At 70.9% G+C, this 26,420-nt stretch carries 23 protein-coding genes and 1 riboswitch; of the genes, 12 read left to right on the top strand and 11 right to left on the bottom strand.

Features of this window, described 5'->3' with window-relative positions:
• Positions 1 to 65: 65 nt before the first annotated feature.
• Entirely contained in the window at positions 66 to 2,102 is a 2,037-nt protein-coding gene (locus ACFOYY_RS09640) for a catalase (protein WP_386189413.1), read from the bottom strand.
• A gap of 382 nt (positions 2,103 to 2,484) precedes the next feature.
• Here ACFOYY_RS09640 and ACFOYY_RS09635 point away from each other — a divergent pair, with 382 nt between their 5' ends.
• Positions 2,485 to 4,734 carry a PxKF domain-containing protein gene (locus ACFOYY_RS09635; RefSeq protein WP_386189411.1) on the top strand — a complete coding sequence of 750 codons (2,250 nt, stop codon included), beginning with the start codon at positions 2,485 to 2,487 and terminating at the stop codon, positions 4,732 to 4,734.
• A 171-nt stretch (positions 4,735 to 4,905) separates the two neighbouring features.
• Here ACFOYY_RS09635 and ACFOYY_RS09630 read toward each other — a convergent pair whose 3' ends face one another.
• Positions 4,906 to 5,781: a TetR/AcrR family transcriptional regulator gene (locus tag ACFOYY_RS09630; RefSeq protein ID WP_386189410.1), complete on the bottom strand. Its 876-nt coding sequence runs from the start codon at positions 5,779 to 5,781 to the stop codon at positions 4,906 to 4,908.
• 54 nt (positions 5,782 to 5,835) lie between these two features.
• Between ACFOYY_RS09630 and ACFOYY_RS09625 the strand changes: the two genes are divergently transcribed.
• From ACFOYY_RS09625 to ACFOYY_RS09615, 3 genes are all read left to right on the top strand, one after another.
• Positions 5,836 to 7,578: a right-handed parallel beta-helix repeat-containing protein gene (locus ACFOYY_RS09625; RefSeq protein WP_386189408.1), complete on the top strand. Its 1,743-nt coding sequence runs from the start codon at positions 5,836 to 5,838 to the stop codon at positions 7,576 to 7,578.
• A gap of 79 nt (positions 7,579 to 7,657) precedes the next feature.
• Positions 7,658 to 8,116, top strand: a complete 459-nt coding sequence (locus ACFOYY_RS09620) for a nuclear transport factor 2 family protein (RefSeq protein ID WP_386189406.1) — start codon at positions 7,658 to 7,660, stop codon at positions 8,114 to 8,116.
• 51 nt (positions 8,117 to 8,167) lie between these two features.
• The gene (locus ACFOYY_RS09615; RefSeq protein ID WP_352012466.1) at positions 8,168 to 8,746 is read left to right on the top strand and encodes a TetR/AcrR family transcriptional regulator; all 579 of its coding nucleotides are present in this window, start codon (positions 8,168 to 8,170) and stop codon (positions 8,744 to 8,746) included.
• 10 nt (positions 8,747 to 8,756) lie between these two features.
• Here ACFOYY_RS09615 and ACFOYY_RS09610 read toward each other — a convergent pair whose 3' ends face one another.
• Positions 8,757 to 10,208, bottom strand: coding sequence for an MFS transporter (locus ACFOYY_RS09610; RefSeq protein WP_386189404.1), 1,452 nt, complete (start codon positions 10,206 to 10,208; stop codon positions 8,757 to 8,759).
• Positions 10,209 to 10,232: 24 nt separating this feature from the next.
• Here ACFOYY_RS09610 and ACFOYY_RS09605 point away from each other — a divergent pair, with 24 nt between their 5' ends.
• Entirely contained in the window at positions 10,233 to 10,682 is a 450-nt protein-coding gene (locus ACFOYY_RS09605) for a MerR family transcriptional regulator (protein ID WP_352012469.1), read from the top strand.
• Positions 10,683 to 10,692: 10 nt separating this feature from the next.
• On the opposite strand, the gene ACFOYY_RS09600 is transcribed toward ACFOYY_RS09605, so the two are convergent.
• Together ACFOYY_RS09600 and ACFOYY_RS09595 are read right to left on the bottom strand one after the other, a co-directional pair.
• A complete protein-coding gene (locus tag ACFOYY_RS09600) occupies positions 10,693 to 10,911 on the bottom strand; it encodes a hypothetical protein (protein WP_386189402.1) in 219 nt (72 codons plus the stop codon).
• A 33-nt stretch (positions 10,912 to 10,944) separates the two neighbouring features.
• Positions 10,945 to 11,175: an AAA family ATPase gene (locus ACFOYY_RS09595; protein WP_386189400.1), complete on the bottom strand. Its 231-nt coding sequence runs from the start codon at positions 11,173 to 11,175 to the stop codon at positions 10,945 to 10,947.
• A gap of 378 nt (positions 11,176 to 11,553) precedes the next feature.
• On the opposite strand from ACFOYY_RS09595, the gene ACFOYY_RS09590 reads away from it, so the two are divergent.
• Both ACFOYY_RS09590 and ACFOYY_RS09585 read left to right on the top strand, forming a co-directional pair.
• Positions 11,554 to 12,108: an RICIN domain-containing protein gene (locus tag ACFOYY_RS09590; protein WP_352012471.1), complete on the top strand. Its 555-nt coding sequence runs from the start codon at positions 11,554 to 11,556 to the stop codon at positions 12,106 to 12,108.
• Positions 12,109 to 12,176: 68 nt separating this feature from the next.
• Positions 12,177 to 13,007 (top strand): peptidylprolyl isomerase, encoded by an 831-nt coding sequence (locus ACFOYY_RS09585; protein WP_386189397.1) that lies wholly within the window; start codon positions 12,177 to 12,179, stop codon positions 13,005 to 13,007.
• Positions 13,008 to 13,078: 71 nt separating this feature from the next.
• On the opposite strand, the gene ACFOYY_RS09580 is transcribed toward ACFOYY_RS09585, so the two are convergent.
• The gene (locus ACFOYY_RS09580; protein WP_386189395.1) at positions 13,079 to 13,336 is read right to left on the bottom strand and encodes a hypothetical protein; all 258 of its coding nucleotides are present in this window, start codon (positions 13,334 to 13,336) and stop codon (positions 13,079 to 13,081) included.
• A gap of 160 nt (positions 13,337 to 13,496) precedes the next feature.
• On the opposite strand from ACFOYY_RS09580, the gene ACFOYY_RS09575 reads away from it, so the two are divergent.
• Complete coding sequence (locus ACFOYY_RS09575; protein ID WP_386189394.1) at positions 13,497 to 14,828, top strand: serine hydrolase domain-containing protein; 1,332 nt, start codon at positions 13,497 to 13,499, stop codon at positions 14,826 to 14,828.
• Positions 14,829 to 14,874: 46 nt separating this feature from the next.
• Here the strand turns inward: ACFOYY_RS09575 and metH are convergent, their stop codons facing one another.
• A complete protein-coding gene (gene metH / locus ACFOYY_RS09570) occupies positions 14,875 to 18,513 on the bottom strand; it encodes a methionine synthase (RefSeq protein WP_386189392.1) in 3,639 nt (1,212 codons plus the stop codon).
• A 16-nt stretch (positions 18,514 to 18,529) separates the two neighbouring features.
• Positions 18,530 to 18,606, bottom strand: a riboswitch (S-adenosyl-L-homocysteine riboswitch).
• 241 nt (positions 18,607 to 18,847) lie between these two features.
• Between metH and ACFOYY_RS09565 the strand changes: the two genes are divergently transcribed.
• Positions 18,848 to 19,552: a sigma factor gene (locus tag ACFOYY_RS09565; RefSeq protein WP_386189390.1), complete on the top strand. Its 705-nt coding sequence runs from the start codon at positions 18,848 to 18,850 to the stop codon at positions 19,550 to 19,552.
• A gap of 6 nt (positions 19,553 to 19,558) precedes the next feature.
• Here the strand turns inward: ACFOYY_RS09565 and ACFOYY_RS09560 are convergent, their stop codons facing one another.
• A complete protein-coding gene (locus tag ACFOYY_RS09560) occupies positions 19,559 to 20,263 on the bottom strand; it encodes a hypothetical protein (protein ID WP_386189388.1) in 705 nt (234 codons plus the stop codon).
• A gap of 463 nt (positions 20,264 to 20,726) precedes the next feature.
• On the opposite strand from ACFOYY_RS09560, the gene ACFOYY_RS09555 reads away from it, so the two are divergent.
• The 3 genes from ACFOYY_RS09555 (at position 20,727) to ACFOYY_RS09545 (ending at position 22,684) form a co-directional block, all read left to right on the top strand.
• Positions 20,727 to 21,146, top strand: a complete 420-nt coding sequence (locus ACFOYY_RS09555) for an ArsR/SmtB family transcription factor (protein WP_386189386.1) — start codon at positions 20,727 to 20,729, stop codon at positions 21,144 to 21,146.
• A 105-nt stretch (positions 21,147 to 21,251) separates the two neighbouring features.
• A complete protein-coding gene (locus tag ACFOYY_RS09550) occupies positions 21,252 to 21,899 on the top strand; it encodes an amino acid ABC transporter permease (protein ID WP_386189384.1) in 648 nt (215 codons plus the stop codon).
• Entirely contained in the window at positions 21,896 to 22,684 is a 789-nt protein-coding gene (locus ACFOYY_RS09545) for an amino acid ABC transporter ATP-binding protein (RefSeq protein WP_386189382.1), read from the top strand. The genes ACFOYY_RS09550 and ACFOYY_RS09545 overlap by 4 nt, the downstream gene beginning before the upstream one ends.
• 336 nt (positions 22,685 to 23,020) lie before the next feature.
• Here ACFOYY_RS09545 and ACFOYY_RS09540 read toward each other — a convergent pair whose 3' ends face one another.
• From ACFOYY_RS09540 to abc-f, 3 genes are all read right to left on the bottom strand, one after another.
• Positions 23,021 to 23,638 (bottom strand): hypothetical protein, encoded by a 618-nt coding sequence (locus ACFOYY_RS09540; protein ID WP_362781430.1) that lies wholly within the window; start codon positions 23,636 to 23,638, stop codon positions 23,021 to 23,023.
• A gap of 57 nt (positions 23,639 to 23,695) precedes the next feature.
• A complete protein-coding gene (locus ACFOYY_RS09535; RefSeq protein WP_386189380.1) occupies positions 23,696 to 24,649 on the bottom strand; it encodes an aminoglycoside phosphotransferase family protein in 954 nt (317 codons plus the stop codon).
• Between the two features lie 64 nt (positions 24,650 to 24,713).
• Entirely contained in the window at positions 24,714 to 26,357 is a 1,644-nt protein-coding gene (gene abc-f / locus ACFOYY_RS09530) for a ribosomal protection-like ABC-F family protein (protein ID WP_386189378.1), read from the bottom strand.
• Positions 26,358 to 26,420 lie beyond the last annotated feature (63 nt).

Below are 26,420 nucleotides of genomic sequence, written 5' to 3'. Positions count from 1 at the left end.
CCGTGTTCCCGCGCCGGCGAACGGCTCGGATGTCCTGGCGGCCTCCGGCCCGAAGGCCGGAGCGCTCAGGCGGGGAAGGACGCCACGTCGCGGTCGTAGTGCCGGTGCCGGACGACGGCGTCGACGAACCGCTGGACGAAGTCGTCTCCCGTTGAGGCCTCGACGACCCCCTGGCGGCCGGGCAACGCGGCGGCCCGCAACAGGGCCTCGCCGTCCGGCAGAACACCGATGGCCTTGCCGTGCTTGAAGGCCTCGCGGACGAACTGTACGGCGTAGCCGTCGTCCGCCTGCCCCTCACCGCCGGTGCACAGCACCGCGTCGTACAGTACCGACGAGGCCGCGCTGACCTGCTTGTCGACCGACAGCGGCCCGGCCATGCCCTCGTGCGGGGCGACCACGTCGCAGATCGCCTTCCCGTTCTCCAGTTCCTGGATCACGGGGTAGAGCGCCTCGGCGTCGGTGTGGTCGCTCACCAGGACCGCGATCTTGCGGGTGGCCAGGGACGAGGGCTGGTCGGCCTGGCTGAGCGCGGGGGAGGACCTGCCGTGGTTGACGCCCTTGGCCGTCGGCGCGGGCAGGCCGAGCCCCGCGGCCACGTGCGCGGCCAGCCCGGTGTCGACGTTGGTCAGCCGGTCGACCACCTGCTCCTTGATGTAGCGGCGCTCGACGTGCCCGAGTTCGAACAGGAACGCCTTGACGATGTGGTCCTTCTCCCAGGGGGCCATGCTGTTCCAGAACAGCGTGGCCTGGCTGTAGTGGTCGCCGAAGCTGGGGCTGCGCTTGCGGATCTTCTCGCCCTCGACCCGTTCGGTGTAGTGCCGGAAGACCCCGGTCATGTCACCGCTGAGCACGCCGGTCGCCGGGCAGCCCCCGCTGATGGAGTTCTTGGAGTAGCTCGTCCGGCTGGTGTGGATCATGTGCTGGTGGAAGCCGTCGCGGTTGTCGTTGTGCACCGGCGCGACCGCCCTGTTGATCGGGATCTGCTGGAAGTTCGGGCCGCCGAGGCGGAGCAGCTGGGTGTCGAGGTAGGAGAAGTTGCGGCCCTGCAGCAGCGGGTCGTTGGTGAAGTCGATGCCCGGCACCACGTTGGCGGTGCAGAAGGCGACCTGCTCGGTCTCGGCGAAGAAGTTCTCCGGGTTGCGGTTGAGGGTCAGCTTGCCGACCGTCCGCAACGGCACCTCCTCCTCCGGAATGATCTTCGTGGCGTCGAGGAGGTCGAAGTCGAACTTGTGCTCGTCCTCTTCCGGCACGAGCTGGAGGCCGAGCTCCCACTCGGGGTAGTCGCCGTTCTCGATGGCGTCCCACAGGTCACGGCGGTTGAAGTCGGGGTCGTTGCCCTGGATGCGCAGCACCTCGTCCCACACCAGCGAGTGGGTGCCGAGCTTGGGCCGCCAGTGGAACTTGCAGAAGGTGCCCCGCCCCTCGGCGTTGACCAGCCGGAAGGTGTGCACACCGAAGCCCTGCATCATCCGGTAGCTGCGCGGGATCGCCCGGTCCGACATCAGCCACATGATCGTGTGCATGGTCTCCGGCTGCAGCTGCACGAAGTCCCACAGGGTGTCGTGCGCCGACTGGGCCTGCGGGATCTCGTTGTGCGGTTCGGGCTTGACCGAGTGCACGAAGTCGGAGAACTTGATCGCGTCCTGGACGAAGAACACCGGGAAGTTGTTGCCGACCAGGTCGTAGTTGCCCTGCCGGGTGAAGAACTTGGTGGCGAACCCGCGCACGTCGCGCACCGTGTCAGCCGAACCGCGCGAGCCCGCGACGGTGGAGAAGCGCACGAAGACCGGGGTGACCAGCGAAGGGTCGCACAGGAAGTCGGCGCAGGTGTACTCGGCCAGGGACTCGTACACCTGGAAGACGCCGTGCGCGCCCGAACCGCGGGCGTGCACCACCCGCTCCGGGATGCGCTCATGGTCGAAGCGCATCACCTTCTCCCGGAAGTGGAAGTCCTCCAGGATGGTCGGGCCGCGCTCACCGATCGACAGTGAGTTGTCGGTGTCGTCGACACGGACACCCTGGTCGGTGGTGTACCGGGTGTCCGCCGAGTCCACCCGATACTGGTCGAGCTGCTGCTGTTTCCGGTTGCCGTCGTCTGCCACAGGTCCCCCACGGTCGAGATGAGATCGAAGCCGGGGGGCCAATCGCGCTTATACCCCCATCACCCACCCGGTCACCCCGGTCAGTCGTGAGCACCGTGGGATTCCCGGCGGATCCGGCGCGTCGCCGGACCCCTGGGAAGACTCATCCGCCGTTTCCGCGAGGACGGCCGGCGCTCCGGGCGTCGTCCTCGTCCCAGCCGCGTGGAACGGTCCCGTCCGCGAGGCGCGTCTCCTCCGGAGTGCGAGCGAGGCGACCCTTGACCCTTGGTTTGCCCGCCTGGTACTAATCGCCAACCTTGTCCTCACCCTCCGCACCCCGGAGGGTCCAGAGGGTGGGGACGCCATGCGGACTTTCACGTCCGCCATGACCAGGAGGTTCTCCGTGAGGAGTTCACTCAGACGACCTCGGCGACTTGAGCGACTGACCGTCATCGGTGGCCTGGCGACCGCGTTGTCCCTCGGGACCGTTCCGGCGTCCGCCGGTGGCGTACAGCTTCAGGCGCTGCCAGGCTCCAACCTGACGGCCGCGACGGCGGACGCGCCACTGCCGGACTACGACAAAGAGATCGTCGGCCGGTTCGACTCGGCCAACTCCGTCAACCACATCCGGCACCTCGCCGTGGACATCGGCCCACGCCTGAACGGCACCCCGCAGGAACGGGAGGGCGCGGAGTACATCGGCGGGATCCTGAAGTCCTACGGCTTCAAGGTGACCCTCCAGCAGTGGGGCCCGGTCTCGACCAAACGCGTCGCGAAGGTCACGTCCTCGGACGCCGACCTGCCCGGCGGGCCGAACTGGCAGATGGCCGCCTCGGCCAGCGGGAAGTTCACCGGCGACACCGGCGTGAAGGGCCAGGTGGTCGACGCCGGGACGGGCCAGTCCGCCACCGAGTTCCCGGCCGACACCGAGGGCAAGATCGTGCTGATGGACTACAGCACCAACGCCACGGTCCGCAACACCGCCGTGGCCAACGCGGTGAGCCGCGGCGCGCTCGCGGTCGTCCTGGCCTACCCGACCGGCAACTCCGCACCACCGTCGTTCACCCTCACCACTCCCCAGCCGGGGATTCCGGTGGTCGGCGGAGGCAGCGCGCACAGCGCCTGGCTCAGGGGGCTCCTGGCCAAGGGTCCGCTGACGCTGACGATCGCGACGAACGAGTACGCGAATCCGATGGGCACCAACGTCATCGGCATCCGGCCCGCGGTCGGCGACCCGGACGGCACCACCGCGCCCATCGTCATGGTCGGCGCGCACATCGACTCGGTGCTGGGCGCGCCCGGCGCCCACGACGACGCCTCGGGCAACGGCGTCTCCCTGGAGGTCGCCCGGGTCCTCAGCCAGTACCCGCTGGACAAGGAACTGCGGATCGGCGGCTTCGGCGGTGAGGAGGGCGGTCTCCTCGGTGCCCGCGCGTACGTGAACACGCTGACCGCGGCGGAGAAGGCGCGGTTCGTCGGCGAGTGGCAGATGGACATGGTCGGCACGCCGTACGAGCCTGCCCGGCTGTGGGCGCTGACCCCGAACGGTCAGTCGAACTACGTGGTCCAGGAGGCCTACGAGTCGGCCGCCCGCGTCGGGTTCGACGGGCTGCGCAACTGCAGGCTCGGGCAGAGCGACCACCAGGCGTTCTACGACGTGGGCATCCCGTCCTCGCTGTTCATCTGGCTCGACTACCGGCCGCCGGCCCCGCCGGCCGTCTGCGGTCCCACGGGCGGGACGTACGTCACCGAGCCGCAGTACCACAGGCCGACGGACACGATGGACAACATCAGCCCCGAAAGGCTGCAGACCACCCTGGACGTCGTGGGCGGCGCGGTGGCGCACAACGCGCTGAACGCGGTGACGGTGTCCGCGCTCTCGGACGCCGGTCAGCCGCTGGCCGGGGCGCAGGTACGCGCCGACTGCGGCGACGGCCCGCGTGCCCTGGGCACCACCGGAGCCGACGGCAGGCTCAAGGCTGTCTTCCCGCACATCACGTGCGACTTCTCCGTGACCGCCGAGGGCGCGACGGCCACCGAGCGCGGAGTGGCGATCTCCGGTGACCACGCGGTGAAGGTGACCGTCGACCTCACCAAGCCGACGATCTCCCTCACCAGGCCCGCCGACGGCGCGGTCTACACGCTCGGGACGGCCACGACCGCGTCGTACCGGTGCGAGGACAACCTGTCCGGGATCGCCGGCTGCACCGGCACGGTGCCCGACGGCGGCCCGCTCGACACCTCCTCCGTCGGCTTCCACGACTTCACCGTCAAGGCCGTCGACAACGCGGGCAACACCGCGAGCCGGAAGGTGACCTACCAGGTCGTCTACCCCTGGCAGGCCTACTTCCCGGAGACGATGTCGGGCAAGGCGGGCAGCGCCGTACCGATCAAGTTCAGCCTCGGCGGCGACCGCGGCACCGACGTCTTCGCCCCCGGCTACCCGGCTTCTCAGCAGGTGGCCTGTGACACCGGGAAACCGATCGGCCCGGCCGAACCGACCCGTAACCCGGGCAACTCGAAGATCAGCTACGGGGGCGGCCAGTACAACTACGTCTGGAAGACCGACAAGAGCTGGTCCGACACCTGCCGTCAGCTCCAGCTGAAGCTCGACGACGGCACCGGCCATTTCGCCGTCATCACGTTGAGGTAGCGGCGTAGCCGCGACACGACCGCCCGGCCGGGAGACGGGATCAGCCCCGTTCCCCGGCCGGGTTTTCATCGGCGACGGACCGGCCCGGTCCGTCGCCGGAAACCGGATCCGGGCCGGCGGCGCGGCTCCGCCCGCCGCGACCTCGGTGGGGATGCCGAGCACGGTCCGCCGTCACGTGGCGTCGGACTTGCGTCTGCGGTAGGCCCGCTGGCGGCAGGAGGGGGAGCAGTACGCCCTGGGGCGTCCCGAGGAGGGTTGTTCGACCGGCGTGCCGCACACGACACACACCCCTGTTTCGTCACTTGTTTCGTAACGTTTTTTGACCAGCAGTTCGATGCCGTCCAGCAGCCGGGCGAGGCCGAACTCGAAGGGGTCCTCCGGCCGGTCGTAGCCCCCCTCCTCCCACAGGCGAGCGATCACGGGGTAGCCGTTCAGCTGCTCGAACAGCGTGTCACGGCTTCCCCACCACTCCTCCTCACTGAGGCCGCTGTGCCGTTCGGCCTCGGCCGCCTCGACCAGCAGCAGCGCCTCCGAGTCGACGAACCTGCCGACGAGACCGGCCACCGCGATCACCTCGGAGGGGGGCAGGCCGGTCTCGGCGACCACGCCGAGCATCTGCTCGTAATGCGCGATGACGTTGGGGCCGGGCACGTGGCGCCCGCCCCGTATCTCCGACAGCCAGGGATGACGGCGGCGCAGCTCCCACCCCTGCCTGGCGCACGCCTCAAGCCGCGCCCGCCAGCCGTCCCTCCCCGTCGCGTCCACGTCCGCGTCCACGGTGCCCGGGCTCTCGCCCGTCACCGCGTCGCGCATGAGGTCGATGAGCTGCTCGCGGCCGGACACGTGCCGGTAGAGCGACATAGTGGTGAAGCCGAGCCGCTCGGCGACCTTGCGCATGGACAGCCCGGCCAGCCCCTCGGCGTCGGCCAGCTCGATGCCCGCGCGCACGATCCGGCCCAGGCTCAGCCCCCGCCTCGCCTCCGCGCCGTCCCGCCGCCACAGCAGTTCGACCGTGCGCTCAGGATCGTTCACCTTGTCATCCCTCATGTTTATGGTATACACCATGTGCACACCATAAACATGTTTCGAGGGGACACATCCATGATCGAACTGTTCGTCGCCCCCGACGGGGACGACTCCGCCCCGGGGACGCGGGAACGCCCGTTCGCCACCCTCGGCCGTGCCGGGCTGGCGGCCCGCGCCCTGACCGGCGAGGTCGTCGTGCGGCTCAGGGCGGGCGCGTACGCGCTGACCGAGCCGCTCGAACTCACCGCCGCCCCCGGCCGTGACGGCCGTGACGGCCACGTCACCTACCAGGCCCACGGGTACGGCACCGCCGAACAGGAGGAGGTCGTCGTCAGCGGCGGCCGTACCGTCACCGGCTGGCGGGAACTGGACGGCGTGTGGCTGGCCGACGTCGGCGACCTGGAAACCCGCCAGCTCTACGTGGACGGCCGGCGGGCCGAACGGGCGGGTGTCGAGGCCCTGCCCGGCGAGATCACCCTGACCGAGACCGGCTACACCACCGACAGCACGGCGCCGTCGGCCTGGCGCAATCCGGGCGACGTGGAGTTCGTCCACCGGGGCGTCTACCCGTGGACCGAGGCCCGCATCGGTGTCGCCTCGGTCACGACCGGCGGCGACGGCACGGTGATCACCATGGCGCAGCCCGCGTTCGGACGCGCCCTGGAGCTGTACAACTCCACCTGGCAGGGCCAGACCTCACGGGGACCCGGCCTGCCGACCAGGGTGGAGAACGACGCCTCCTTCCTCACCGAGCCCGGCACGTTCGTCCTGGACCGCTCACGCCCCGGGCGGCACGTCCTGCGTTACCTGCCCCTGCCCGGTGAGCACCCGGAACGCACCCGGGTGGTCGCGCCGGTCCTGGAGACACTGGTGCGTGTCACCGGCGGGCGCGGTGTGACCTTCCTCGGGGTGACGTTCGCCGAGGCCACCTGGCTGCGGCCGAGCGGGCCCGAGGGCTTCCTGCACTACCACGGCAGCGGCTTCCACGTCGGCGGCCCGATCGACACGGTCCCGATCGACGACGCCGGCTCCTCGGTCACGGTGCCCCGGGAGCCCGTCACGATCCCGGCCTGCGTGGTGGTCGAGAACGCCTCCGGCGTGCGGTTCGAAGGGTGCCGCTTCACCCGGCTCGGCGCCACCGGACTCGGTGTCTCCGCGTCGGAGGACGTCACGGTGCGCGGGTGCGACTTCGACACGCTCTCCGCCGGGGGGATCGTGGTCGGCGGCAGTCGTTCGGTCCTCGTCGAGGACAACCGGGTCCACCGCGTCGGCCTGGAGTTCTCCGGCTCGCCCGGCGTCGCGCTGAACGGCACGACCGGATGCACGGTCGCGCACAACCACATCGCCGACGTGCCCCACTGCGGCATCGTCGCCGGGCCCGGCACGGGCACCCGCGTCCTGAACAACCTCACGAGCGGCACGATGCAGGTGCTGGCCGACGGGGGAGGCGTCTATCTCGCCGGTCCGCAGGGCGGCTCCCACGACTCGGGGGCGGTCATCCGGGGCAACGTCATCGAGGACACGCGCACGCCGTACAACTTCGGCCTCTACACCGACTACGGCGCGGCGTGGGTGACGGTCGAGGAGAACCTGGTCGTCAGGGCCGACAGCACGGCTGTCCTGCACGTGTCGCCGCCGCTGGACAACGTCGTCTACCGGGGCAACCTGTGGGACGCCGACCCGGTCGGCGCCGACGCTCCGCCGCCGGGGGTTCTCTACGAGGACAACGTCACCTTCACCGGCGGGCCGGAGCCGGAGGCCGCCGCCGCGATCCGGGCCCGGGCCGGTCTCCTGCGGAAGGCCCCGGCGCCGTCCTGATCCGGGGTCCCGTTGACGCCCTCCCGCCCGCCGTACGGCTCTAATGGAGGGACTGCCGGACAACGCCGAGGAGACCGTCGTGACGACACGACCGCCCCTGCCGCCCTTCACCCTGGAAACCGCGCTGGAGAAGGTCCAGGCCGCCGAGGACGCCTGGAACACCCGTGATCCGGAACGGGTCGCGTCGGCCTACACCGAGGACTCCGTGTGGCGTAACCGCGACCGTTTCGTCACGGGCCGGGCGGAGATCGTGGCGTTCCTGCGGGAGAAGTGGGACCGGGAGCTTGACTACGCGCTCCGCAAGGAGCTGTGGGGGTTCCACGGTGACCGGATCGCGGTGCGCTTCCAGTACGAGTGCCGGGACTCCTCCGGTCAGTGGTGGCGCAGCTACGGAAACGAGCTGTGGGAGTTCTCCCCGGAGGGGCTCATGAGCCGGAGGGAGGCCAGCATCAACGACACGCCGATCTTCGAGGACGACCGGCGCATCCACGGTCCCCGTCCGGCCGACCAGCGTGGCGTCCCGCTTCCGATCCGCTGAACAGATCGTTTCGATCGACGCTCGGATGTCTAGCGATGCTAGACTCGGGGGATGTCGGTACGGGAACGCAAGGAGCGCGAGCGGGCGCACCGCCACCAGCTGATCGTCACGACGGCTCGGGAGCTCGCCGAGGAGCAGGGGTGGGAGGCGGTCACCACACGCCGCCTGGCCGAACGCATCGAGTACAGCCAGCCCGTGCTCTACAGCCACTTCCGCGGCAAGCGTGAGATCGTCGGGGCCGTCGCCCTGGAGGGGTTCGCCGAACTGGCGGCGGCGATGCGTCGCGCGGTCGCGGACTCCTCCGGGGGGCGGGCCGCGGTGTCCGCGCTCGCGGAGACGTACGTCGGCTTCGCCGAACGCAACCCCGCGCTGTACGACGCGATGTTCCTTCTCGACACCGGCCTGCCCTTCGCCGACGCGGCGACCCCCGCGCCGCTGCGCGAGGGGTTCGGCGCGCTGCTCGACACGCTTCGCGACGTGGCGGGGGACGCCGACCCGGGTCTGTTCGTCGAGGTCTTCTGGGCGGCCATGCACGGCCTGGTCGCGCTCACCCGCTCGGGCCGCCTGCCCGCGGAGGGGTCGGCACAGCGGCTCGACCTCCTGGTCGACAGGTTCGCCGGCAGGCCGTGACGGCACGCCGTCACGGCCTGCCGTCCAGGTCCTCGAACAGCGCGGCCGTCCGGTCCGCGCTCTCCAGGGCCCGGCGCCCGGTGGCGAGCAACCCCAAGGCCACGACGCAGACACCGAGCCCTGCCACCAGCCACCACACCCCCCGCTCGGCCGCGGTGAACGCCGTACCGCCGCGGGTGAGGGCTGGCCCCATGATCATTCCGGCGATCGCGACGCCCAGCGTGGTGCCGCTCTGCCGTCCCGCCGAGGCCAGTGAGGCGGCCACCCCGGCCATCGAACGGGGCATCCCGGAGACCGCCGTGTTGGTGATCGGCGGGTTGACGGCCCCCAGGAAGACGCCGAACAGCAGGAACGTCACGAGCACGGCCGGCAACGGGGTCGCGGGGCCGAGCCGGAGCGAGGCCAGAGCGCCCAGGGCCAGGGCGCTCCCGGCGACCACCAGCGGCAGCCGGGGGCCGCGCGCGCCGACCAGCCTTCCGGTGAGGGGGGAGAGCACCACGGTCAGCGCCCCGACCGGCAGCAGGCACAGCCCGGCCGCCAGCGCGGACATGCCGCGCACCTCCTGCAGGTACAGGGTGGTCACGAACAGGAAGGCGCCGAACCCGCACAGCGCGAAGAAGGCCATCAGGATGGCCGACCCGAACGGCACACTCCGGAAGAGCCGCAGTTCGAGCAGCGGATCGGTACGGCGTGGCTCGTGGCGCAGAACGCCCAGCACGCCGAGCGCGGCGACCACGAGCAGCCCCAGGATCACCGGTGAGGTCCAGCCGAGCCGCCGGGACTCGATCACCGCGTAGACGACGCAGCCCAGCACCACGACCACCAGGGCCTGACCGGCCGGGTCGAAGCGGCGCGGGCGAGGGGTACGGGACTCGGGGACGAACAGCGCGGCGCACCCGATCGCGGCGGCCACGACCGGCACGTTGACCCAGAAGACGGCGTGCCAGCCGAAACCGTCGACCAGGAGGCCGCCGAGAACCGGGCCGAGTGCCGGCGCCAGGCCGGTCGTCGCGCCGAACACGCCGATGGCCCTGGCCCGGTCCGCGGGCTCGGGGAAGGCGGTGGCGACGATCGCCATGGCCACCGGGTTGAGCATCGTGCCGCCGACGGCCTGGACGACCCGTGCCGCGACCAGCCAGCCGACACTCGGCGCCAGCCCGCACAGCAGCGAGCCGATCCCGAAGGCCGCCAGGCCGATCTGGAAGACGCGTCTGCGGCCCACCCGGTCGGCGGTCGAGCCCGCCGGCACCAGGAAGGCGGCGAGCACCAGGGTGTAGGCGTCCACCGTCCACTGCAGGCCTGAGACCGAGGCGTGCAGGTCACGGCGGATCGAGGGAAGCGCGACGTTGACGATGGAGATGTCCATGACCACGACGGCCGCGCTGACGCAGCAGATCGCGAGCACCAGGAGCCGGTGACCGGGCTCGTCGGCCGTGGTCCGGAATCGTGTCGGATGAATCACGACCGCGAGGCTAAGATTTAGAGCGTGCTCGAAGTCAATCCGCAGACGGCCCTCCCCGACGCCCAGGAGGGGCTGAGCATCGCCGAGGCCGCCCGCCGTACCGGGGTCAGCGTGCACACGCTGCGCTACTACGAGCGTGCCGGGCTGGTCGTCACCACCGTCGACCGCACCGTGGGCGGATGGCGGAGATACCGGAAGATCGACCTCGACTGGATCGTCGTCTGCACCAAGCTGCGGGCCACCGGCATGCCCATCAGGACCATCCGGCACTACGCCGAGCTCGTGGCGGCCGGGCCGGGCAACGAACGGGAACGGCTCGCCCTCCTGGAGGCGCACCGCGGCGAGGTGACCGCCAGGCTCGCCGAGGTACGGGAAAGTCTCGACCTCATCAGCCACAAGATCGACGTCTACCGGGGGCGGCTCGCCGCGGGAGACGCCGACCGGCTGTGGGCCCCCGACCCCGGCCACGACTGAGGCGGCCCCCTCACGACAGCGGTTCGTCGAAAAGGGCGAGCTCGTCATCGCCGGGAGCCTGGAAGAGCCTCAGACACTCCTCAAGCAGCTCACGGCCGACCGGAGCCGTCCCAGGCGCCCCCTGTCTGTTGCGGACCTCCAGACGGCGGCACAATTCATCGACCGGTGTGGCCAGATAGCGCAGCTCGACAGGAAAACCGAGCGCGCGCCCGCAAACGCTTCTCGTCACGTTCGGAACGCCCCCAGAAGCCGAACTCCAGGATCACGTTCTGCCCAGTGCCGGCAACTCCTGAGCATGCTCCCAGAACCGCCGCTCAAGCCGGTCGCGCACGTCCGCGCCGAACAGGTCGACGCCGAGATCGGCCATCCATTCGTCCGGGCACAGCCGCACCGCCGGAATCTCTCCCGCCAGCCGCTTGGCCGGCGTCGTCTTCCCAGAGCCGGGCGGTCCGCACAGCAGGATCAGCCTCGGCTCGGAGCCCGCGTCGCCCATCGGAATCCTCCATCGCTCCGGTACTCCGGCCGCCGCGCCGTCACGGCCACCCTTCCGGTGGACCGTCCGCGTGACCGTACCGGCCGCCTTCGTGCGACCACGACGGCGGCCGACGTCCTGAGCGAATCCGGCCTCGTGCCCGGCTCGCCCACTGTGGCCGGATGCGTCCACGCGCCGCGACCGGCCGGCCGGTCAAAAGGTGACGCGTCAGCACGTGTGCCGGCCACCAGGAGGACAACCCACGCCGGCCCATGACGAGTCAAACGGTGCCGCCCGTGAGGACTGTGTGACCCGGCGGGACGAAGAAGCCCCTCCCGGGAGAGCGCACGAAAAGTAGTCGAGTGGCTACTTTGTGTGGCATCACGGAGGTGATTTCCCATGCCCAGCGCCAGCCAGATCGTGTGCGTGGCGGCCATGCTCGTCGCGGCCGTGCTGATCTGCGCGCCCGCCGCGCACGCCGACCCCCCGCAGACCAACCGGGAGCTCATCAACCGGATGGACGGCGGCCGTCTCGCCGTCCTCGGCGACAGCCTCGCCGACGGCGCCGAGGCGATCGCCCTGCGTCACCCCCGGTGGAGATACCGGACGGTCAAATGGACCTACACCGTCAAGGACGACGGCTACTACGTGATAAAGAACGAGGCGGCCAACAAGTGCCTGCAACCGGTGACGGGTCTTCCCAGGGAGGCCGACAAGGTGGTCGTGCGAACGTGCAACGGCTCGCCCCTGCAGGACTGGTCGCGCCGCCCCGAGCAGGGTGACTCCGACCAGCGCACCGGCTGGGCCGCCTACCGTCCCCGGCTCAACACCACACTCGCGCTGACCCTGGACTCCTACCAGGGGCCCGGCAGCTGGGACACCCTCCACCTCGCCCGCGACCAGAACTCCACCGACCGGCTGTGGCGGTTCCTGCGTGAGGACGAGACCTGGTGACCGCCCGGCCGGCGAGCGGCGGCACCCTTGACGGCGCCGGTCAGATCGATTAGACCTCAGGGGTTCTGTTGATCACCCCCCAGGAGGGCACCATGTCCGACAGCGCGTTGTTACGATTCGCGGCCCGCGCCGCACTGGCCGCCGCGACGGCCGGTTCCCTGGTCGCGCTCAGCTCCCTGCCCGCCTCCGCGGCCACGGACCCGGCCGCGCCCTCGGCCACCGACTCGGCCACTGACTCGGCCGCGAACCAGGCCGGGGGCAGGCCGCCGAGGCCGACGAACGGGCCGTGCCACTACACCCCGACGCCGGACGACCCCGCCGTACGGCGTGTGCCGCTGCCGCCGGACCCGCGTCGCACCCCCACCAGGACGGTCACCACGACCCTCAGCACCAACCACGGCCGGATCGGCCTGACCCTCAACGCCGCCAAGGCGCCCTGCACGGTGCAGAGCTTCGTGCACCTGGCCAGGCACGGCTTCTACGACTTCACCGGCTGCCACCGGCTGACCGCCTACGACCGCCTCAAGGTTCTGCAGTGCGGCGACCCCGGCTTCACCGGTGAGGGCGGCCCGGGCTACAAGTACAAGGACGAGCTGCCCACCGACCTGCCGCCGTGGCCCGGTGACACCACCGGCACGCGCAAGACCTACGCCCGCGGGGTGCTGGCCATGGCCAACGCCGGGCCTGACACCAACGGCAGCCAGTTCTTCCTGGTCTACGGAGACTCCGGCCTGCCGCCCAACTACACGGTCTTCGGCACGGTCGACGCGGCGGGCCTGGCCGCCCTCGACCGTGTCGCCGCGGGCGGCATCCAGCCGACGCCGGACGGCCCCACCCCGCCGGTCGACGGTAAGCCCGTCCTTCCGGTGAAGATCCGCCACGCCCAGGTCTGGCGCTAGTCTCCGTTGTCCGCGTGGTCCGCGGGTGCCCCCTCCATGCGGGAGTCACCGGCGGACCCCGGCACACGGTCTCAAACCCTGATGACGTCACTCTGAGACTCCGGGAACAGTGACGAGAGGAGACCGCCGTCGTCCACGGAGACAACGACGCGAATATCCTCGCCATCCCAGAATGCCTTTGAGGCGATCGTCCAGGTCTTCCCCTGTTCGTCCACGTACCTTTCGCGGACGCTCCCGTCGAGAAGCCTCTCCCCGACCTCGGACGCGGCCTCACCGACCCAGTATCCGAGCTTTTCCACGGCTATGGCTCTGGCCTTCGATCGATTCACCTGTCTCCTCGCTTCCCAGGCCCGGGAAACCGGCCGAGCGTCTCCGGCGTGCGGACCCCGGAAGATCATGCATCCCGCTCTGGCTGCCGGACGAACCAGGCGCGGGAAATGGTGGAGGCCGACGAAGCCCTCGCGATCCGGTCGTCAGCAGGATGGGTGAATGGCTGACCTCACCCACCTGCGGGACCTGCTCGACAGTCAGGCGAAAGCCCTCCAGGTTCCCGGCGCAGCCGTCGGCGTGATCGTCGACGGCACCGAACACGTCCTCACCACCGGCGTCGCCAGCGTCGACGCCCCGGCCCCCGTGACGGGCGACACGCTGTTCCAGATCGGTTCGACCACCAAGACGGTCACCGCGACGGCGATCATGCACCTCGTCGAGCAAGGCCTGCTCGACCTGGACGGACGGGTACGGCGTTACCTGCCCGACCTGCGGCTCGCCGACGAACAGGCCGCCGAGGAACTGACCGTCAGGCACCTGCTCACCCACACCGGCGGCTTCCTCGGCGACGTCGACGACGGCGACAGCTGGGGCGCCGACGCCCTGGCGGCCTCGATCACCACCTACGACCGGCTGCCCCAGCTCTTCGCGCCGGGGCGGCTCGCCTCCTACAGCAACGCCGGGTTCAGGCTGCTCGGCAGGATCGTCGAGGTCGTGTGCGGCAAGCCGTACGAGACGGCGGTCGGCGAGATCGTGCTCACGCCCCTGGGGATGGACTCCAGTTCCTTCTTCCCCTGGGAGGTCGCGACCCGGCCGCACGCCGTCGGCCACGTCGTCCGGCCGGACGGCCCGCACGTCGCGCACACCTGGGGGCTGTTCCGCGAGGGCATGCCCGAAGGGGGACTGGTCTCCTCGGTGCGCGACCAGCTCCGCTACGCCGCCTTCCACCTGGGCACGGGCGCCGTGGACGGCCAGGGGCCGATCGGAGCCACGACCAGGGAGCTGATGCAGCGGGAGCACGTGCACCTCGGCGCGCCGTGGAGCGGCATCGGCCTGCCGTGGCTGCTTGAGGAACGGGCGGGCCTGCGGCTGGTCACCCACGGCGGCAACATCGGCAACCTGCAGCTGTCGTCGTTCGTGCTGGCCCCCGAGCACGGCTTCGCCGTCACCACGCTCACCAACTCGGCGCCGGGCAGGGTTCTGGGCACGCTGGTGACCGACTGGTGCCTGGAGCACCTGCTCGGCGTGCCGTCGCAGGCCGTACTGCTGCCGCTGGGTGAGCCCGGGCCGGAGTACGCGGGCAGCTACGACGCCGGGCAGTGGATCTTCGAGGTGGACGAGAAACTGACGGCGCGGTTCGTGCTGCGGCCCGAGCTGGTGGCCGCGGGGGTCGAGGGCATGCCCGACATGCCGCTCGCGCTGGTCGAGGGCTCCGACGACCTGACGATCGCCGCCGACCCCAAGCAGGTCATCGGCCGTTTCCTGCGGGACGACGCGGGCGAGATCGCCTTCCTGCACCTGGGCGGCAGAGCGGCCAGGCGCGTCCGCTGATCCGTGCCCCGAACGATCGGGGCACGGACCGCGCGAAGCAGGCGGATCAGGACTCGGGCTCGTAGGCGAGGTTCGGGCGCAGCCAGCGCTCGGTCTCCTCCTGGCTCATCCCCGTACGGCGCGCGTAGTCCTCGATCTGGTCGCGGCCGAGCCGTCCGACGGTGAAGTAGCGGGCGTCGGGGTGGGCGAAGAGCAGCCCGCTGACGCTCGCCGCCGGGGTCGTGGCGTACGACTCGGTCAGGACCATGCCGTGCGACTCCGCGCCGAGCAGGTCGAACAGCGTCCGCTTGCGGGTGTGGTCGGGGCAGGCCGGGTATCCCAGCGCGGGCCGGATGCCCCGGTACCGTTCGGCGTGCAGGTCCTCAAGGACGGGCTGGGAGTCCGGCTCGAACCAGGAACGACGCGCCTGCAGGTGGATCTGCTCGGCGAACGCCTCGGCCAGACGGTCGGCGAGCGCCTTGGCCATGATCGCCTGGTAGTCGTCGTGGCTCTCCTCGTAACGGGCGGCCAGCTCCTCCGCGCCGTGCACGGCCACCGCGAACCCGCCGATGTGGTCCCCGGAGGGCGCCACGTAGTCGGCGAGGCTGCGGTTGGGCCGCCCCTCGGGCTTGAGCGTCTGCTGACGCAGCATCGGGATCCTGATGCCGTTCTCCAGCACCAGGTCGTCGCCCTCGGAGTGCGCCGGCCAGAAGCCGTAGACGCCCTCCGGCCGCAGCGAGCCGTCGGCGATGATCTGGTCGAGCAGCCGCTGCCCGTCGTCGTACAGGTCACGGGCGGCGGGCTGCTCAAGGATCGCCGGGAAGGTGCCCTTGAGCTCCCACGCCAGGAAGAAGAAGCGCCAGTCGATCATCTCGCGCAGCTCGGTCAGGCTCGGCCTGACGACCTTCAGGCCGGTGAACTCGGGGACGGGCAGCTCGTCGAACACCGGGCGTTCGGCGTTCGCGCGGGCCTCCTCCAGGGTGAGCATCGGCTGGCGCCTGCGGTTCTCGTGCGCCTCGCGCAGCGCCTGCTGCTCCTCACGGTTGGCGGCGTCGAGCGCCTCCGCCCGCTCGGCGTCCAGCAGGTCGGAGACCACCCCGACGACCCGGGAGGCGTCCAGGACGTGCACGACCGTGTTGGTGTAGGCGGGGGCGATCCGTACGGCCGTGTGCTGCCTTGAGGTGGTCGCGCCCCCGATGAGCAGCGGCAGCTTCAGGCCACGCCGCTCCATCTCGGCGGCGACCGAGACCATCTCGTCCAGCGAGGGGGTGATCAGCCCGGACAGGCCCACGGCGTCGGCGCCCTCCGCCACGGCCGTGTCGAGGATCTTCGCGGCGGGCACCATGACGCCCAGGTCCACGACCTCGTAGTTGTTGCAGCCCAGGACCACCCCGACGATGTTCTTGCCGATGTCGTGGACGTCGCCCTTGACCGTGGCCAGCACGACCTTGCCCTGGCCCTTGCGGGTCTCCACCTGCCCGGCCAGCCGGGCGCGCTCCTTCTCGGCCTCCATGAACGGTTCGAGGTAGGCCACCGAGCGCTTCATCACCCGGGCGCTCTTGACGACCTGCGGCAGGAACATCTTGCCCGAGCCGAACAGGTCACCGACGATCTTCATGCCGTCCATGAGCGGGCCCTCGATGACCTCAAGGGGACTCGCGGCGATCTTGCGGGCCTCCTCGGTGTCCTCCTCGACGAAGTCGGTGATGCCGTGCACCAGCGCGTGCGCGAGGCGCTCGGCGACGGGCTGCTCCCGCCACGACAGGTCGACCTTGCGCTCGGTGCCGCTCCCGGAGACCGTCCGCGCGAACTCGATGAGCCGGTCGGTGGCGTCCTCCCGGCGGTCGAACAGGACGTCCTCGACGTGTTCGAGCAGGTCGGCGGGGATGTCGGCGTAGACGGCGAGCTGCCCGGCGTTGACGATGCCCATGTCCAGCCCGGCCCGTACGGCGTGCAGCAGGAACGCCGAGTGCATCGCCTCACGCACCACGTCGTTGCCGCGGAAGGAGAACGACAGGTTGGAGATGCCGCCGGAGGTGAGCGCGCCGGGGCAGCGCTCCTTGATGCGCGGCAGCGCCTCGATGAACTCCTTGGCGTAGCCGTTGTGCTCGCTCATGCCGGTGGCGACGGCCAGCACGTTCGGGTCGAAGATGATGTCCTCGGGGGCGAAACCGACCTGCTGCGTCAGCAGGTCGTAGGCGCGCCCGCAGATCTCGACCTTGCGGTCGGCCGTCTCGGCCTGCCCCTGCTCGTCGAAGGCCATGACGACGACGCCCGCGCCGAAGCTCTTGACCCTGCGAGCCTGTTCGAGGAAGGGCTCCTCGCCCTCCTTGAGGCTGATGGAGTTGACCACCCCGTTGCCCTGGACGCACTTGAGCCCGGCCTCCAGCACGCTCCACCGCGAACTGTCGATCATCACCGGGATCTTGGCGATCTCCGGCTCGGTCGCGATGAGGTTGAGGAAGGAGGTCATGACCTGCTCGCTTTCGAGCAGGTCGGCGTCCATGTTGACGTCCAGCAGGTTGGCCCCGCCCCGGACCTGCTCCAGCGCCACGTCGGCGGCGGCGTGGAAGTTCCCGGCCTCGATGAGGCGGCGGAACCGCGCGGAGCCGGTGACGTTGGTGCGCTCACCGATCATGACGAAGCCGGTGTCCGGGCCGATCTCGAAGGTCTCCAGGCCGGAGAAACGGCTGCGCCTGGGCGGGGTGGCGACCTGGCGCGGCGCCCGCCCGGCGACGATGCCCGCGATCTGCTTGATGTGCGCGGGGGAGGTGCCGCAGCAGCCGCCCACGAGGTTGACCAGTCCCTCGGCCGCGAACTCGCCGAGCAGGTGCGCGGTCTCCTCCGGCGTCTGGTCGTAGCCGCCGAACGCGTTGGGCAGGCCGGCGTTGGGGTGCGAGGCGGTGTAGGTGCCGGAGAGCTTGGCCAGCTCCTCCACGTGCGGGCGCATCTCCACGGCGCCCAGCGAGCAGTTCACACCGACGACCAGCGGCTTGGCGTGCTTGACCGAGTTCCAGAACGCCTCGACCGTCTGACCGGACAGGGTGCGCCCCGACAGGTCGACGATCGTCACCGAGATCCACAGCGGCAGGTCGGGCGCGACCTCCTGGGCGGCGGTGATCGCCGCCTTGGCGTTGAGCGTGTCGAAGATCGTCTCAACGAGGAGCAGGTCGACGCCGCCGTCGGCCAGCGCCGCGATCTGCTCGGCGTAGGACGCCTTGACCTGGTCGAACGTGACGGCCCTGTAGGACGGGTCGTCCACCCGGGGCGACAGCGACAGCGTGACGTTCAGCGGCCCGACCGATCCGGCGACGAACTTCCCGCCCGCCTCGTCGGCGGCCTGACGCGCCAGCCGCGCGCCCTGCAGGTTCATCTCCCGCACGTGCTCCTGCAGGCCGTAGTCGGCCTGGGCGATGCTCGTGGCGGTGAAGGTGTTGGTCGTGGTGATGTCGGCCCCGGCCGCGAGGTACTGCCGGTGCACGTCGAGAATGAGGTCGGGCCGGGTGATGTTCAGCAGGTCGGGGTCGCCGGTGACGTCCATCTCGTGGTCGGTGAACCGGTCGCCCCGGTAGTCCTGCGGGGTGAGCTTCGCGCCTTGGAGCATCGTGCCCCACGCGCCGTCGAGCACCGCGATCCGCTGGTCGAGGATGTCCCTCAGCCGCCGCGTACGCTCCGCACGCGTCTCGACCGGCGCTGTCTTCTCCACTTCGAGGCCTCCCTTCAGCTGGGAGGCGCCCTTGTTCGAATGGTGCGGGCCGAGCGTGGCGGGCGTGAGCCCGTTGCAGCGCCTCTCGACCTGAGAGCCAATCTTACTCACGCCCCAAGACGTTCTGTGATCCGATGGGCCGCGGGACGAATCCCCGGAAAGCGACCACCGTACGTCTCACCGCAGGTTGATCGTGGCCGAGGGCCGGTGACGTGGCGGTAAGGGAACAATCTTGAACCCTCCGGCGCCCGAGGGAACGGCTCCCGCCCGGACGGCCGGGTGAAGGGTGACGCGGATCACAGGAACCCGGCGGGGGCGGCGGACAGGTACGGGTGTGGAACGAACAATGCGTACCCGGCTCAGAGCCGGTGACCCGGCGGCTTTCAGCGAGCTGTTCGGCGAACACGCGCAGACGATCTACCGCTACGCCGCCCGGACCACGGGGGACCGGACGGCGGCGGAGGATGTGGTGTCGCTGGCCTTCCTGGAGGCCTGGCGGCTCCGCGGACGGCTGAAGCCCGACGGCGGCGGCGTCGGGCCGTGGCTGTTCGGCATCGCCGCCAACGTCATGCGCAACACCGCCCGCGCCGCCCGCAGGCACCGCGCCGCGATGTCCCGGATGCCGGTCCGCGACCCCGCCGAGGAGGCCGAGCGGATCGCCGCGGCCGTCACCGTCCTGCTCGAACAGCTGTACACCTGGCAGGGCGACGGGGATCCCTTTCGCGCCTTCGACCAGATCCAGGGCCTGATGAGCGAACGGATCGTGCCCCCCGCCACCCGGGCCGCGCTGTACCGGGCGACGGCGCTCATCCCCGGCGTGCGCCTGGTGGCCAGGTCGGCGGACGCGATGAACCGTCAGGGCATCGCGGTGGCGTTCGACGCCGACGGCGAGCGCACCGAGTGGATCTTCGACGCCGACTCCCTGACCTTCCTCGGCACACGCGACTACCTGATCGCCGACTCCAGCCGGGGCAGGGCGGGAACCCTCATGAGCTCCAGCGCCGTCATGTCCCAGACGGTCACCGACCAGGCGGGCTGACCCCGCTCAGGAGGACGCGGCCGGTACGGCGCGCCCTCCCCGGATCAGGGGAAGGCCCGCGCTCAGGCGCTCACGCAGCGCCCCGGAGCGCACGCCGATCTCGGCGAAGTCGTCCGGCCCCGGCTCACCGTCCACCAGGACCTCGGGGACCATGAGAGCCGACAGCGGAACGTCGGGGCCGGAGTCTTCGAGGCCGCCCGCTCCCAGGTCCGTGAGATCCATGTATCGGGGGGCGAGCACCCTGCCCCGCAGGGTGCCGGCGACCAGATCGGGACAGAACTCGTTCCAGAGGATCGTCACCGCCGTGCGCAGGTCGCCGTGGACCTTCACGAGTTTGTCGGTCCAGTTGCCCACGAAGGTCTCGACCTCGACGTCGCCCAGCACGACGAGCTTGACGTCCCCCTCCAGCAGGACGTTGGCGGCGCGCAGGTTTCCCAGGACGACCAGTGCGGCGGCCCCGTCGTCGACGTTGACGATGTTGCCCTCGACGGTCAGGTCGCCGTCGATCACGTAGCCCGTCGCCTGGTCCGGGGTGTCGGCGCACCACGGGGAGCCGTCGTGGTCGTCGAGGGAGAGCTCCCCGGTGACCAGGGCGGCGCCGGGGTGCAGGATGTACTCCTCCTCGTAGAGGTCACGGTAGGTCTCCCGGGCAAGGCCGCGCCGCTCGAACAGCTCGACCGCGGCGGCCCAGGACAGGTAACTGCTCGGCATGGACGGTGACCCTAGCGGGGATCACCGACATCCCACCCGCCGTGCGCCGGGCGGCGGACCGGGTACGGCGCGGCGGAGGCCGCCGTGCGCCGGGCGGCCCGGCACCGGACCGGCCAAGCCGGAAGGGGAGGTCACGCGGCGCCGCGACACCGCCTCCGGCCAGGAAGGCGGCCGCCATCCGACCTCCCGAAGGGATATGCCAGCCTTTTTCATGTGTAAGCCTGAAACAGGGACATCGGCCGGTCGAAGACCGATCAAAAACACAAAAAGGCGTTGGTTTTTGGGATTTTTCGCCACATGAAACCAATGGACATCTCGGCAGTTCAAGCGAGGAGCAAGGCCCGTTCGGCCGGGCCCGTAATCGTCAAAAAAAGCGATTGTTCGCTCACCTGACCATATCGCCAGGAAATTCATCCGGAATGAAATATGGCGGCGGGCGAAAACGATATCTACGCTTCTTCATATGAGCAGAGCTTCATATGTTTCCGCGGGCGAGGGCTGCGCGGTGCGCATGGTCGATCCGGATCGGGTCGGCACGGTCGCCGAGGCGATGCCGGGGGCGGAGTCGATCGAGGAACTCGCCGGGGTCTTCGCGCTGCTGTCCGACCCGGGGCGGTTGCGGGTGATCATCGCGCTGCTCGAGGGCGGGGAGATGTGCGTGTGCGACATCGCCGCGGCGTGCGGCCACAGCGAGTCGGCGGTCTCCCACACGCTGCGCCTGCTGCGCGCCTGTCACGTCGTGCGGGTGCGCCGGTCCGGGCGCATGGCCTACCACCGCCTCGACGACGCCCACGTCCGGATGCTGCTGGGCCTGGGCCTGTCCCATGTCAGCCACGCCCCGGACACGGCCCGCGGATACCGGCCTCCGGAGCAGGCCCCATGACCTCGCGCCACGACGACCGCCGCGCCGATCCGCACGGCCCCCACCCGAACTCCGCGGGACACCGGCCGAACGGACCGGCTGAACGCCCAGAAGGGAACGCGCTCGATGGACCTGCTCTCCCTGCCGATGCCCGGCCTGCTCTCCGGCGTGGCCGTCACGCTGTTACTCGGTGTGGTGTCGTTCGTGTTCGGCCTCGTGCTGGGCGGCCTCGTCATGCTGGCCAGGCTCTCCCGGCGCCGGCCGCTCAGGGTGGCCGCGATCGTCTACGTCTCGGTGTTCCGCGGCACACCGCCGCTCGTCCAGCTCATGCTCGTGTACTTCGGACTTCCCCGGCTCGACGTGCGGCTGCCGCCCGTCCCGTCGGCGATCCTGACCTTCAGTCTCTACGCGGGCGCCCACCTGAGCGAGAACCTGCGCGGCGGCGTCCTGGCCGTCGACGGCGGCCAGTGGGACGCGGCGGGTTCGATGGGGATGTCCCACGGCCTGGCCCTGCGCCGGGTCGTCCTGCCGCAGGCGCTGCGGGTGACCGCCCCCGCCATCGGCGGCCGGTTCATCTCGCTGATGAAGGACACCTCCCTCGCCTCGGTGATCACGGTGGTCGAGCTGACGCGCGTCGCCGAGACCGCGGGCAGCTCCTCCTTCCGCTACGTCGAGGCGTTCACGGTCGCGGGCGCCGTCTACTGGCTGATCAACACCGTTCTCTTCGCCGGGCAGGGGGCGCTGGAACGACGGCTGGGGAGGGCCTACGCATGAGCGGGAACGTCGCCGTCGACGTGCGGGGGCTGCACAAGCGCTTCGGTGACCTGGAGGTGCTCAGGAGCGTGGACCTGACCGTGTACAGCGGTGAGGTCGTGGTGATCATGGGGCCGTCCGGGTCGGGCAAGACGACTCTCATCCGCTGCCTGAACCTGCTCGACGAGCCCGACGCGGGCAGCGTCACCGTGCACGGCACGACGCTGAGCTATCCGGCGCGGGGGCAGGGCCGTTCGAGGAGGCGCCTGGTCCGTGACATCCGCGCCCGGACGGCCATGGTGTTCCAGCATTTCAACCTCTTCCCGCACATGACCGTCCTGCAGAACGTCATCGAGGGCCCGATCTCGGTACGGCGTCTGCCCCGCTCCTACGCCGTCGAGGTGGGCGAGCGTCTGCTGGCCCACGTCGGCCTGGACGACAAGCGTGACGAGTACCCCGCGCGGCTGTCCGGGGGGCAGCGGCAGCGGGTCGCCATCGCCAGGGCGCTGGCCATGGAGCCGGAGGTCATCCTCCTCGACGAGCCGACCTCCGCCCTGGACCCGGAGCTGGGCGCGGAGGTGCTGCAGACCATCCGGAGCCTGGCGGCCTGCGGCACGACCATGGTCGTCATCACCCACGAGATCCCCTTCGCCAGGGAGGTCGCCGACCGGGTGGCGTTCATGGACGCCGGCCACATCCTTGAGGAGCAGCATCCGAACGTCTTCTTCGACGCCCCCGCGACCGCCCGCGCGAGATCGTTCCTGCGTCTCGTGCCCAAGGGCGGCGGGCCCCCGTCCCGGCCTTGAGAAAACAACACGCATCGGAGACGGGCCACGGAGCAGACGCCCGAGGGGCCCCTTCCACGACCACGACCGGTGATCCCCGGGGGCCCCGCGAAACCCTGAAAGCCTCGGTGAGGCACGGCATGAGCGAAGGACGCAGGGAACCCGGGGAACACGAGCATCCGCGCGGCGGGACGCGGCCGAGAACGGGGTGCCCCTGTCGACGGTGGGGATCGCGGTGGCGTTCGGTTTCCCGGTCGCGTCACCTACTTCACCAGGCGGAGGTGCGCCTGCCCGTCGGAGTCCGGCGGCCTGCACGCCCCGGGCCCCGCACCGGTCCTGACGGGCCCGCAGGGAAGGTCAGAAGAACGAGGCGCCGATGCCGGGGCCGTTCCTGCTGTCGTGGACGGCGACGGTCCCGGGCCCGTCCGCCGCGTCGCAGTACGGCCCATGAACGGTGAGGCCGCCCAGGTCGGCTGGGAACGCGGTGCCGGGCGGAAGGCGCCGCGCGTCGAGGGTGAAGGTGACCCGGGTACCGCTTCCAGGGGGCGGCTCGAACCGCCACACCGCGGTACGAGGCCGGAGACCGGCGAGTTCCTGGCCGAAGCCCCGGCCGTCGCACCACATTTCGGCGGTCGTCGTTCCGCAGAGCGCCGCGATGGCCGCCAGGGACCACCACTCGGGACCGATCAGGGAGCCGTGGTATCCGAGGGGCGGTGAGTCCGGCCAGGTGTGCCGCTGGTTGATCGTCACCGCGAAGCGAAGATCGCCAAGGATTTCGATCACAGAGGTCAGCGAATGGTCCTCCGCGACGTGTGCCGCCGGGTGCAGCGCGTGCTGAGCCGCAACGGACAGGAGCGTGACCGGCAGCCCCGGATCGTCCAGTCCGACGCCGAAGTACATACCGGGCCGTTTGAGAACCACTTCGTCGAACTCGAGCACGGTGATTTCGGCCGCGTCGTACTCATGCTGCGCCACGGATCACAGGCTGGCCGCTGGCAGCCGGCGGGTGCGTTTCCAGCGGCCGGGCCGGTGTCAGACGTTCACGCCGCCGGCGAAGGGCGTCGCCCGCCAACGGTCGACGGCGGGTTCGAGGTAGCCCATCAGCTCGGGCAGCTGCGGGACCAGCGTGAGGGCGGCGATGATCCGCAGCATGCCCAGGGCGTTGACGAAGGCGAGGACCTCCTCGTTGAGCGGTCTCATGCCGTTGCGCCGGGCGCCACGGTTGTAGGCGGCCTCGTGCTCGGGCCCGAGAGCGGCCAGGTCCCACTCGACGGGCCCCAGTGTGACCAGTTCGAAGTCGGCGTAGAGATCGCCGTCGACCGCGTTGACGATGTTCGCGGGCGGGCAGTCGCCGTGGACAGGCTGGAGGCCGACGCCGGGGAAGCGGGCCTCGAAGGCGCCGCGTGAGCGTACGAGGGGTTCGAGGAGGCGCCATTCGCGGCGGGCCCGGTCGAGTTCGGCCGCTCCGATCAGGCTGGGATGCCGGTCGAGCAGGGCGAGGCCGTCGGCGATGAACCGTGGGTCGGCCGCGGACAGGAACTCCAGGCGGCGGCCCGGGTAGGCGCGCAGCGCCGCGTGCAGGCCGGCGACGCTCTCGGCGTTCGCCACGTAGTCGGGTTCCCTGTCCCGCGCCTGTTCGACGAACGTCCAGAACGTCATCGAGAACCCGTCGCGTCGCACGGGTTCGCGCGGCACGAGCGGGCTGGGCGCGATCACGGGGACCCCCTGGTCGGCCAGCCACCGCGTGACGTCCAGCTCGTCCCGCTGGCGGCGCGCGAGGGCGGCCAGGTCGCCGGGGCGGGGCAGGACGGTGGGAACCCGGGCCACGACCGGCGAGGGCGCCAGGTGGACGACGACCGAGAAGACGTCGTGGAGCACCGTGGGGCCGGTGACGGTCAGGCCGAGATCACGCCCGGCCGTGACGGCCGCCTCGACGGCGGCGGCGGTGCGGTCGGCGCGCTGCTGTGGTGTCAGGAAAGTGGTCATAATCCCTTGTTTCGGTGCGTTGACGGATGTCAGGCGATTCAGGATGGAAGCAGGCCGGGCCGGGTCAGCGCCTGCGGCCGGCGTGCAGTTCCAGCCGCTCGGCTTCGAAGCGCGCACGGAAGCCCCGGTCGTGCGAGACCGCGACCACCGCCCCCGGGTACGCCGCGAGCGCGGCCTGAAGGTCCTCGACCAGGTCGAGTGCGATGTGGTTGGTCGGTTCGTCGAGGACGAGAAGGTCCGCGGGCCGGGTCACCAGGGTCGCGATCTGCAACCGCCGCCGCTGCCCCGCCGACAGGGCGGCGACCGGGACGTGCAGGTCCTCCTCACGGAACAGGCCCAGGGACAGGAGCCGTTCGGCGTGCTCGTCCGGCGGCCCGGGCCGTCCCGCGGCGAACGCGGCGAGCAGCGTCAGCCGTGTGGTGTGCGCGGGCGGTTCCTGGGCGAGGTAGGCGATCCGGGCGGGCCGGTGTACCGTGCCCGCGTCCGGCGTCAGGTCGCCCGCCAGGACCCGCAGCAGCGTCGTCTTGCCCGCGCCGTTGTCTCCCGTGACCAGCAGCCGCTGTCCGGGCGTGATCGTCAGGAGCCCGTCCAGGCGCAGGCGTTCCCCGACCCGCACGCCGTCGAGCTCGGCGAGGGGGCCCTGCGCCGGGCCGCCGTCCACCGTCGGCGGCGCCGTCGTGAAACGAAGCGGTGCCGGCGGCCTGGCCACCGGGTCGCGCCGCAGCCGGTCCAGGCGCTCCCGCACCGAGCGCACCTGCCCGCCGAGCTTCGCCTCGCTGGAGCGGCGGTACTTGCCGAAGCCCTGCTTCGGGTCGCGCCCGGTGACGGCCAGCCTCCTGCCCGCGGCCCTGAGCAGTTCCTCCGCGCGGGCCACCTCCTGCACCCAGTCGGTGTACCGCTGCTGCGCGCCATGCCGGGCGGCGGCCTTCGCGGCGCGGTAGCCGGCCCAGCCGTCGCCGTAGCGGTGCACGGCGCGCTCGTCCCGGTCGACCTCAAGGATCGTGGTGGCGATGCGCTCCAGGAAGCCACGGTCGTGGGTGACCGCGACGACGGTGCCGCGGTGGGCGCGCAGGTGCTCCTCCAGCCAGTGCACGGCCGCCGCGTCGAGGTGGTTCGTCGGTTCGTCCAGGAGCAGCAGTTCGGGGGCGGCGGCCAGGACGCAGGCGAGCGCGAGCCGGGACCGCTCACCGCCGGACAGCGAGCCGAGCGGGCGCAGCCGGGTGATCCGGGCGAGGCCGAGCCCGTGCATCGCGGCGTCCGCCCGGGCGTCCGCCGCGTATCCGCTGCGTCGCTCGTACGCGACGAGCAGCTCGCCGTACGCGGCGAGTTCCTCCTCCGAGGCGCCGGCGAGCGACTCCTCCGCGGCGCGGAGCCTTCGCTCCATGTCGCGCAGTTCGGCCAGGGCGAGGTCGACGGCGTCCTGCACGGTGCGGGCCGCGTCGAGGCCGAGGGTCTGGGCGAGGTGTCCGACGCCTCCGGGGAAGGCGACGGTGACCTGCCCGGCGTCCGGCGGCTCCGCCGCGGCGAGCAGCCGCAGCAGGGTGGACTTGCCGGAGCCGTTCTCACCGACGACGGCGGCCTTCTCACCCGGCCGGACGGTGAAGGAGACCTGGTCGAGGACGGTCCGGGTGCCGTAGCACTTGGTGACGTTCCTGACGGACAGCTGCGCCACGGCAGCGGGCAGGACGGTATGGGCGCGGTCGCGCATATGACTTTCCCTGATCGTACGAAGGGTCCACGGGCGGCAGAGACGGCGGCGTCGGCCGTGCCC

This window comes from Streptosporangium jomthongense (genome assembly GCF_042650425.1).
Classification (GTDB): domain Bacteria; phylum Actinomycetota; class Actinomycetes; order Streptosporangiales; family Streptosporangiaceae; genus Streptosporangium.
This window is presented reverse-complemented; position numbering and strand designations above follow the sequence as displayed.

What these genes read in the sequence shown, in the direction of transcription:
- ACFOYY_RS09630 (WP_386189410.1), bottom strand. Translation starts at nt 5,781, where the DNA reads ATGAGGGATGACAAGGTGAACGATCCTGAGCGCACGGTCGAACTGCTG.
- ACFOYY_RS09625 (WP_386189408.1), top strand. Translation starts at nt 5,836, where the DNA reads ATGATCGAACTGTTCGTCGCCCCCGACGGGGACGACTCCGCCCCGGGG.
- ACFOYY_RS09615 (WP_352012466.1), top strand. Translation starts at nt 8,168, where the DNA reads ATGTCGGTACGGGAACGCAAGGAGCGCGAGCGGGCGCACCGCCACCAG.
- ACFOYY_RS09595 (WP_386189400.1), bottom strand. Translation starts at nt 11,175, where the DNA reads ATGGGCGACGCGGGCTCCGAGCCGAGGCTGATCCTGCTGTGCGGACCG.
- ACFOYY_RS09590 (WP_352012471.1), top strand. Translation starts at nt 11,554, where the DNA reads ATGCCCAGCGCCAGCCAGATCGTGTGCGTGGCGGCCATGCTCGTCGCG.
- ACFOYY_RS09575 (WP_386189394.1), top strand. Translation starts at nt 13,497, where the DNA reads ATGGCTGACCTCACCCACCTGCGGGACCTGCTCGACAGTCAGGCGAAA.
- ACFOYY_RS09560 (WP_386189388.1), bottom strand. Translation starts at nt 20,263, where the DNA reads ATGCCGAGCAGTTACCTGTCCTGGGCCGCCGCGGTCGAGCTGTTCGAG.
- ACFOYY_RS09555 (WP_386189386.1), top strand. Translation starts at nt 20,727, where the DNA reads ATGAGCAGAGCTTCATATGTTTCCGCGGGCGAGGGCTGCGCGGTGCGC.
- ACFOYY_RS09550 (WP_386189384.1), top strand. Translation starts at nt 21,252, where the DNA reads ATGGACCTGCTCTCCCTGCCGATGCCCGGCCTGCTCTCCGGCGTGGCC.
- ACFOYY_RS09545 (WP_386189382.1), top strand. Translation starts at nt 21,896, where the DNA reads ATGAGCGGGAACGTCGCCGTCGACGTGCGGGGGCTGCACAAGCGCTTC.
- ACFOYY_RS09535 (WP_386189380.1), bottom strand. Translation starts at nt 24,649, where the DNA reads ATGACCACTTTCCTGACACCACAGCAGCGCGCCGACCGCACCGCCGCC.
- abc-f (WP_386189378.1), bottom strand. Translation starts at nt 26,357, where the DNA reads ATGCGCGACCGCGCCCATACCGTCCTGCCCGCTGCCGTGGCGCAGCTG.